Source organism: Collinsella aerofaciens, assembly GCF_015556945.1.
Classification (GTDB): domain Bacteria; phylum Actinomycetota; class Coriobacteriia; order Coriobacteriales; family Coriobacteriaceae; genus Collinsella; species Collinsella aerofaciens_AO.
On record NZ_JADNNH010000002.1, the window covers coordinates 86,294 to 93,666 of the forward strand.

The 7,373-nt window shown below is 60.6% G+C and carries 5 protein-coding genes; all 5 read right to left on the reverse strand.

The window, feature by feature from the left end; genetic code table 11:
- Positions 1-292 precede the first annotated feature (292 nt).
- Positions 293-1,780 carry a YfcC family protein gene (locus I2F59_RS01210; protein WP_373094151.1) on the reverse strand — a complete coding sequence of 496 codons (1,488 nt, stop codon included), beginning with the start codon at positions 1,778-1,780 and terminating at the stop codon, positions 293-295.
- Between the two features lie 138 nt (positions 1,781-1,918).
- Entirely contained in the window at positions 1,919-2,914 is a 996-nt protein-coding gene (gene argF / locus I2F59_RS01215; RefSeq protein ID WP_006234279.1) for an ornithine carbamoyltransferase, read from the reverse strand.
- 105 nt (positions 2,915-3,019) lie between these two features.
- Positions 3,020-4,261: an arginine deiminase gene (gene arcA / locus I2F59_RS01220; protein WP_006234281.1), complete on the reverse strand. Its 1,242-nt coding sequence runs from the start codon at positions 4,259-4,261 to the stop codon at positions 3,020-3,022.
- Positions 4,262-4,833: 572 nt separating this feature from the next.
- Complete coding sequence (locus I2F59_RS01225) at positions 4,834-5,958, reverse strand: aminotransferase (protein ID WP_195502942.1); 1,125 nt, start codon at positions 5,956-5,958, stop codon at positions 4,834-4,836.
- A gap of 149 nt (positions 5,959-6,107) precedes the next feature.
- A complete protein-coding gene (gene arcA / locus I2F59_RS01230; protein WP_006234281.1) occupies positions 6,108-7,349 on the reverse strand; it encodes an arginine deiminase in 1,242 nt (413 codons plus the stop codon).
- Positions 7,350-7,373 lie beyond the last annotated feature (24 nt).

Below are 7,373 nucleotides of genomic sequence, written 5' to 3' on the forward strand. Positions count from 1 at the left end.
TAAGTCAGCGAGCGACGTCCAGGACGTACAAGTTGGCATGAAAAAGGCAAGGCATAGACCTTCTGGTCATGCCTTGCCTTTTGAATGACAAATTGTCGTCCTGGGCGGCGCGCAGCGTCGACTGGTTGCGCGGTTCGTAGAACCGCGCAACATAAGTGCGCCCCCTCCCGCGCACGGAACGGAAGGGGGCTAAAGGTAGGAGTCTACCGGTGGGTTTACCCCGCCGGACAGACGATGACCAGGTGATCCTCTACAGGATCGTCAAGGTTTCCGTGGGGTACCCGTTGGGTACTTAGAGCAACACGCAGGCGACGGTCAGGATGATGGCGCAGACGACGGAGAGCGCGACGATGAGCTTAAGGGCAAACTTGAGCCAGGTCGTCCACTCGATCTTGGCCAGGGCGAGACCGCCCATGATGGCGCCGGAGGTCGGGGTGAACAGGTTCACGACACCGATGGCGGCGGAGAAGATCATGACCATGACCTCGGGCGAGAAGCCGAGCTTAACAGCCAGCGGTCCCATGATGGGCATGGAGACGGTGGCCATACCGGAGGTCGAGGGGATCAGGAAGGACAGGCCGAAGTAGACCAGGAAGCTCATGGGAGCGAAGATCACACCGGACAGGCCAGCCAGGGCATTGGCGGCAGCGTCGAGGACGTAGACGTCGAGGCCGGTGTTAGCCATGAGGACGGAGATACCACGAGCGAGGGCGATGACGAGAACAACGGACATCATGTCGGCAGCGCCGGTGATGAAGGTGTTGACGATCTGCTTCTCGGACAGGCCACCGATGATACCGATCAGGACAGCCATGAGGAAGAACCAGGTGGAAGCCTCGTCGAAGTACCACTGGCCAATGGGCAGGCCGGTGATCAGGGCAGACCAGCCCTGGACGACGGCGTTACCGTCGGCATCGTAGACAGCGCCAGCGTCAAAGAAGTTGGCGACGCCCTCGTTGAGGTCGGCCAGCGGGATGAAGCCGACGATCATGACGACGAAGGTGAAGGCAAAGGCGATCAGAACACCCTTCTGACGACCGGTGAGCTTGACCTCATTGTGAACCTCGGAAGCAGCCTTGCCGTGAGCCTCTTCGGCGTCCTTGAGCTCCTGCATCGACAGGATGGTGGAACCCTTGTCAGCCTTGACCTTCTTGGCATAGCTCATGACGAAGAAGATGGACATAGCAGTGGTAACAATCCACAGGACGGCACCGAGGCCGATGATGATGGACTGGTTGACCTCAATGCCAACGCCGGTCAGAGCGTCGACGGCAGCGCCGACGGCGAACGGGTTAACCGTGGAGCCCAGGCAGCCGCAGCCAGCGCCGAGCAGGACGGTGGCGGCACCGACCATCGGGTCGAAGCCAGCGGCCATCATGGTAGCGGCAAGCAAGGCGTAGAAGGGAACGGTCTCCTCGCACATACCATAGGTGGTACCACCGAGGGAGAAGATGAGCATCAGCACGGGAATGAGCATGATCTCATTACCCTTAAGCTTCTGCACCAGGACGGCGATGCCGTTGTCCAGGGCGCCGGTCTCGGTCATCATGCCGAGGAAGCCGCCCAGGATCATAACGAAGAGGCAGACGGGCAGAGCGTCAGCGAAGCCCTTAATCGGGGCGGTGCAGAAATCGCTCAGACGGGCGGCAGTAACCGCGCCACCGGACGTGCCGGAGACGATAACGGTAATCACTGCGACAATTGCCAGCAGAGCAAGAAGAATGGTGAACGATGAAGGCATACCGCGCTTTTTCTTAGCGGTCTCAGTCATAGTTCTCATCCCCCCTTCATAAATCATTTACTGATCTCGCCCGAAGCGGCTCTTCCGTGCCGTGCCTGCCGCCTGGTGCGAGATATTTACCAGACAAAGCCGCTCGGGGTGTGCAGCAAGACACCCCGAGCGAGATGCTAGATGCTCTTACTTGAGCGTGGCGTACATGACAGCCTTGATGGTGTGCATGCGGTTCTCGGCCTCGTCGAAGACCTTGGAAGCGGGGCTCTCGAAGACCTCGTCGGTGACCTCCTGCTCGGTGATGCCGAACTGCTCGCACTTCTCGGCGCCAATGGTGGTGTTGGTGTCGTGGAAGCTGGGCAGGCAGTGCAGGAAGATGGCGCCCGGGTTGGCCATAGCCATGACCTCGGAGGTAACACGATACGGGGTGAGCTGAGCGATACGCTCGGCCCAGACCTCGTCGGGCTCGCCCATGGAGACCCACACGTCGGTGTAGATAACGTCGGCACCGGTGACGCCGTCCTTGACATCGGTGGTCAGCTTGATGGTGCAACCGTTGGCCTCGGCGATGGGCTTGCAGGCCTCGATGACGTCGTCGGCGGGCATGCACTCCTCGGGGCCGCAGGCCACGAAGTTCATGCCGAGCTTGGAGCAGACGACCATGAGGGAGCGAGCGACGTTGTTCTTGCAGTCGCCCATGAAGACGAGGGTCTTGCCCTTGATGTCGTAGTTGAAGTTCTCCTGGACGGTCAGGATATCGGCGAGCATCTGGGTGGGATGCCACTCAGTGGTCAGGCCGTTCCACACGGGCACGCCGGACTTAGCAGCGAGCTCCTCGACGTCGTCCTGGGCAAAGCCACGGAACTCGATGCCGTCATACATGCGGCCGAGAACGCGGGCGGTGTCCTCGATGGACTCCTTCTTGCCCATCTGCGACGAACCGGGATCGAGATAGGTCACGCCCATGCCCAGGTCCATGCCGCCGACCTCGAAGGCGCAGCGGGTACGAGTGGAGGTCTTCTGGAAGAGCAGAACGATGTTCTTGCCCTCGAGATAGCGATGCGGAACGCCAGCGCGCTTCATATCCTTGAAGTTCTTGGAGAGCTTGAGCAGGTACTCGATCTCCTCGGTGGTGAGGTCGAGAAGCTTGAGGAAGCTACGGCCGGAGAGGTTAACACCCATGGTTCGATTCCTTTCGAAGAAATGAATTACGTAAGTATCAGTGTTGCCCGTTTAACGGGCGAAGCCGGTGCGGTTGTAGGGGGACCGCACCGGAAACGGAAAGACTTAGAGGTCCTCGCGCCAGAAGGGCATGCTCATGCAGCGCGGGCCGCCGCGGCCGCGGGAGAGCTCGGCGGAGGGCACGACGAGAAGGTCCAGGCCCTCCTTGTACAGCACGTCGTTGGTGACGGTGTTGCGGGCGTAGACGCAGATCTTGCCGGGCTCGACGCACAGGGTGTTGGAGCCGTCGTTCCACTGCTCGCGGGAGGCCGCGATCGGGTCGCCGCCGCCGCAGGGGATCAGCTTGACCTGGTCGACGCCGGTGGCGTCCTCCAGGACGTGCTCGAGGGTGTCCTCGATCAGGCGGATGTTCACGTCGCCCGGGTTCTTGCCGGCGGTCAGCTCGTAGACGCGCAGGGTGCCCATGATGGCGGGGTGGATCGTGAACTTATCGACGTCGATCTGGGTGAAGACCGTGTCGAGGTGCATGAAGGCGCGCGAGACCGGGATGTCGAAGGCCAGGATGCGCTCGACCTTGGAGTCGGAGTTCCAGAAGATGTTCTGGGCCATGACGTCGATCGCGGCGGCCTGGGTGCGCTGGGAGATGCCGACGGCGAGGGTCTTCTCGTTGATGTTCAGCACGTCGCCGCCCTCGGTGTGGAACTGGCAGTCGCGGCGGAAGTACAGCGAGACGTCCTTGTAGTCGGGGTGGTACTTGAAGACGTACTTGCCGTACAGGGTCTCGCGGTTGCGGGTGACCGAGTACATGCGGTTGAGGTTGACGCCCTCGCCGACGACCGCGAACGGGTCGCGGGTGAAGTAGAGGTTGGGCATCGGGTCGATGATCAGGTCGGACTCGGACTCGGAGTTGACCAGGGAGTCGAGGGTCGTGGAGGCCGTGAGGGGCATGTCGATCTCGGACTTGGTCATGCCGGCCATGGTCTTCTTGACGAACTCGAGGTTGTCCTCGATGGAGTCCAGCTTCTCGCGGACGATCTGCGGCATGTGCTGGCCGCGGATGCCGGCCTCGGCGATGTACTGGTCGGTGAACTCGGCGCGGGCGCCGGGGACCTGGTCGAACACCTCGGCGACGAGGTTCTCGAGATAGAGGACCTCCACGCCCTGGTCCCTCAGGATCTGGGCGAAGGTGTCGTGCTCCTGCTGCGCGACCTCCAGGAACGGGACGTCGTCGAACAGGAGTCGCTCGAGCTCGTCGGGCGGCAGGTTGAGGAGCTCGTCGCCGGGACGGTGCAGGCAGACCTTCCTGAGCTTGCCGATCTCGGAAGGCACGTGCAGACCTTTCGTCATGGCCTCCTACCTTTCTTTCGGGCCCTTGTCAGGGCCGATTCGTTAGCGCCCCTCCGTGTGAGGCGTTATTGCTGACGACATATTTATATCCAAAATCAGCTCATACTTCCACCTTGCCCCCGAACGGTTTTTTATAGGGGGTGAACGGCATACACATATACTTCACGCATGGCACACTTCATCTTAATAAAGCGTATTTACGTGCTTAAACGCGTTTTCAATCCTAAAATCAAATGGAACTAAACTTTGCTAAACCACCCTCATATTGCATATTTCCAATAAAGCTATGAATAGAATTAGCGGTTCATACCGTGTCTCAACCATTTTCATTTTTATTCAGAAAAAAGTTTGTCCTATTCATTTCTGGTAAATAAATTACCGTTTACCAGACGCTTGATACCGTTCACCGGAAACTCAGTATAAGGCCCAGCGGATACCGTCTCGCTTTACGGCTCCATTTGTAACAACTTGACTTCTCGGTATAGAAAAACAGGCCCGCTCCCTTCATGGGAAACGGGTCTGTTATCGATAATCGCAGGCAGATTTGAGCGGCTTTGAGAGCCGTCGGAATCCTAGCGATCGAACTCCGCCAGTGCCTCGTCCAAAAGCCTCAGACCCTCGCGCAGAACGTCCTCGCTCGCGCAGTAGCCCAGGCGTGCGCCGCAGGGAAGCTCAAAGCGGCTACCGGGAACCAACAGCACTCCCCTCTCGGCCAGCAGGCGCTTGCAGAACTCCTCGTCGTTCTCGGGAATATCCAGCTGGATGAACGAGGTGGACACGCCCTGCGGGGCCGTCCAGGAAACGCGGTGCTGCGTATCGATCCAAGCCTGCGCGATATCGCGGTTGCCAAACACGATCTTGCGGTTGCGCTCGAGAATCTTGTCCTTGTGCTCGAGTACATAAGTTGCCAGGGCATCGTTGAACACGCCGCCGCAGATCATGGTGTAATCGCGATAAGTGCGGATACGGTTGGATATCTCTTCGTCTGCCACGACCCAGCCCACGCGTGCCGCAGGAGTCGAATAGGTCTTGGACACCGAGTTGGTGACGATGGCCTTCTCGTACACGTCGGCCATCGACATAAAGGCCTCGGTGTTCTCCAGCGGCAGGTACACCTCGTCGCAAAGCACAAAGGCGCCCACCGAGCGGGCGATCTCGGCAATCTGGCCGAGCGTATCGGCATCGAGCACCGTTCCGATGGGGTTCGATGCGTTGTTAATGCAGATGAGCTTGGTGGTGGGTCGAACCAGACGCTTAAGCTCCTCGATATCGGGCTTCCAGCCGAGCTCCTCGCGAAGCTCCCAGTACTCGACCTCGGCGCCCAGCGTGCGCGGAATCTCGTAGAGCGGCGCATAGGTGGGCCACTCGGCAATCACATGGTCGCCGGGCTCGACCACGGCCATGATGGCGTTGAGGTTCGCACCCGTGCAGCCGTTGGTCTGCAAGATGTGGTCGGGATTGACCTCGCGACGATACAGTTTGGCAACCTCGGCCTTAAATTCCGGCGAGCCCTCGATCCAGCCGTAGTTCATCTTCTCGCGGTCCAGGCGATCGTAGAACGTGGCGCCGTCCTGTTCATCGAGCGCGCGCAGCTCGCCCATGGTGAGCGACGAGATCGTCGACTGGGCGATGTCCCACGTGGCGCTCTTCTCCCAAACGTTGAGCCATTCCTCAACGCCAATCGTCTTGATGTCCATGGCCAAGCTCCTTACAAAAGCAGTCATCCAACCGTGTTGACGTTCCTCATACAAGATTGGGGCGGCGCGAAAACCCGCACCGCCCCAATGGGAGACATCTAATGGCAGCTAGATGTATGTATTAAGACCTGTACGGGTCCTAGAAGACCCTAGAGGTCCTCGCGCCAGAAGGGCATGCTCATGCAGCGCGGGCCGCCGCGGCCGCGGGAGAGCTCGGCGGAGGGCACGACGAGAAGGTCCAGGCCCTCCTTGTACAGCACGTCGTTGGTGACGGTGTTGCGGGCGTAGACGCAGATCTTGCCGGGCTCGACGCACAGGGTGTTGGAGCCGTCGTTCCACTGCTCGCGGGAGGCCGCGATCGGGTCGCCGCCGCCGCAGGGGATCAGCTTGACCTGGTCGACGCCGGTGGCGTCCTCCAGGACGTGCTCGAGGGTGTCCTCGATCAGGCGGATGTTCACGTCGCCCGGGTTCTTGCCGGCGGTCAGCTCGTAGACGCGCAGGGTGCCCATGATGGCGGGGTGGATCGTGAACTTATCGACGTCGATCTGGGTGAAGACCGTGTCGAGGTGCATGAAGGCGCGCGAGACCGGGATGTCGAAGGCCAGGATGCGCTCGACCTTGGAGTCGGAGTTCCAGAAGATGTTCTGGGCCATGACGTCGATAGCGGCGGCCTGGGTGCGCTGGGAGATGCCGACGGCGAGGGTCTTCTCGTTGATGTTCAGCACGTCGCCGCCCTCGGTGTGGAACTGGCAGTCGCGGCGGAAGTACAGCGAGACGTCCTTGTAGTCGGGGTGGTACTTGAAGACGTACTTGCCGTACAGGGTCTCGCGGTTGCGGGTGACCGAGTACATGCGGTTGAGGTTGACGCCCTCGCCGACGACCGCGAACGGGTCGCGGGTGAAGTAGAGGTTGGGCATCGGGTCGATGATCAGGTCGGACTCGGACTCGGAGTTGACCAGGGAGTCGAGGGTCGTGGAGGCCGTGAGGGGCATGTCGATCTCGGACTTGGTCATGCCGGCCATGGTCTTCTTGACGAACTCGAGGTTGTCCTCGATGGAGTCCAGCTTCTCGCGGACGATCTGCGGCATGTGCTGGCCGCGGATGCCGGCCTCGGCGATGTACTGGTCGGTGAACTCGGCGCGGGCGCCGGGGACCTGGTCGAACACCTCGGCGACGAGGTTCTCGAGATAGAGGACCTCCACGCCCTGGTCCCTCAGGATCTGGGCGAAGGTGTCGTGCTCCTGCTGCGCGACCTCCAGGAACGGGACGTCGTCGAACAGGAGTCGCTCGAGCTCGTCGGGCGGCAGGTTGAGGAGCTCGTCGCCGGGACGGTGCAGGCAGACCTTCCTGAGCTTGCCGATCTCGGAAGGCACGTGCAGACCTTTCGTCATGGCCTCCTACCTTTCTTTCGGGCC

Bases quoted from the DNA above. Each gene is read 5' to 3' on its own strand.
- arcA (WP_006234281.1), bottom strand. From the start codon at position 4,261: ATGACGAAAGGTCTGCACGTGCCTTCCGAGATCGGCAAGCTCAGGAAG.
- I2F59_RS01225 (WP_195502942.1), bottom strand. From the start codon at position 5,958: ATGGACATCAAGACGATTGGCGTTGAGGAATGGCTCAACGTTTGGGAG.
- argF (WP_006234279.1), bottom strand. From the start codon at position 2,914: ATGGGTGTTAACCTCTCCGGCCGTAGCTTCCTCAAGCTTCTCGACCTC.
- I2F59_RS01210 (WP_373094151.1), bottom strand. From the start codon at position 1,780: ATGAGAACTATGACTGAGACCGCTAAGAAAAAGCGCGGTATGCCTTCA.
- arcA (WP_006234281.1), bottom strand. From the start codon at position 7,349: ATGACGAAAGGTCTGCACGTGCCTTCCGAGATCGGCAAGCTCAGGAAG.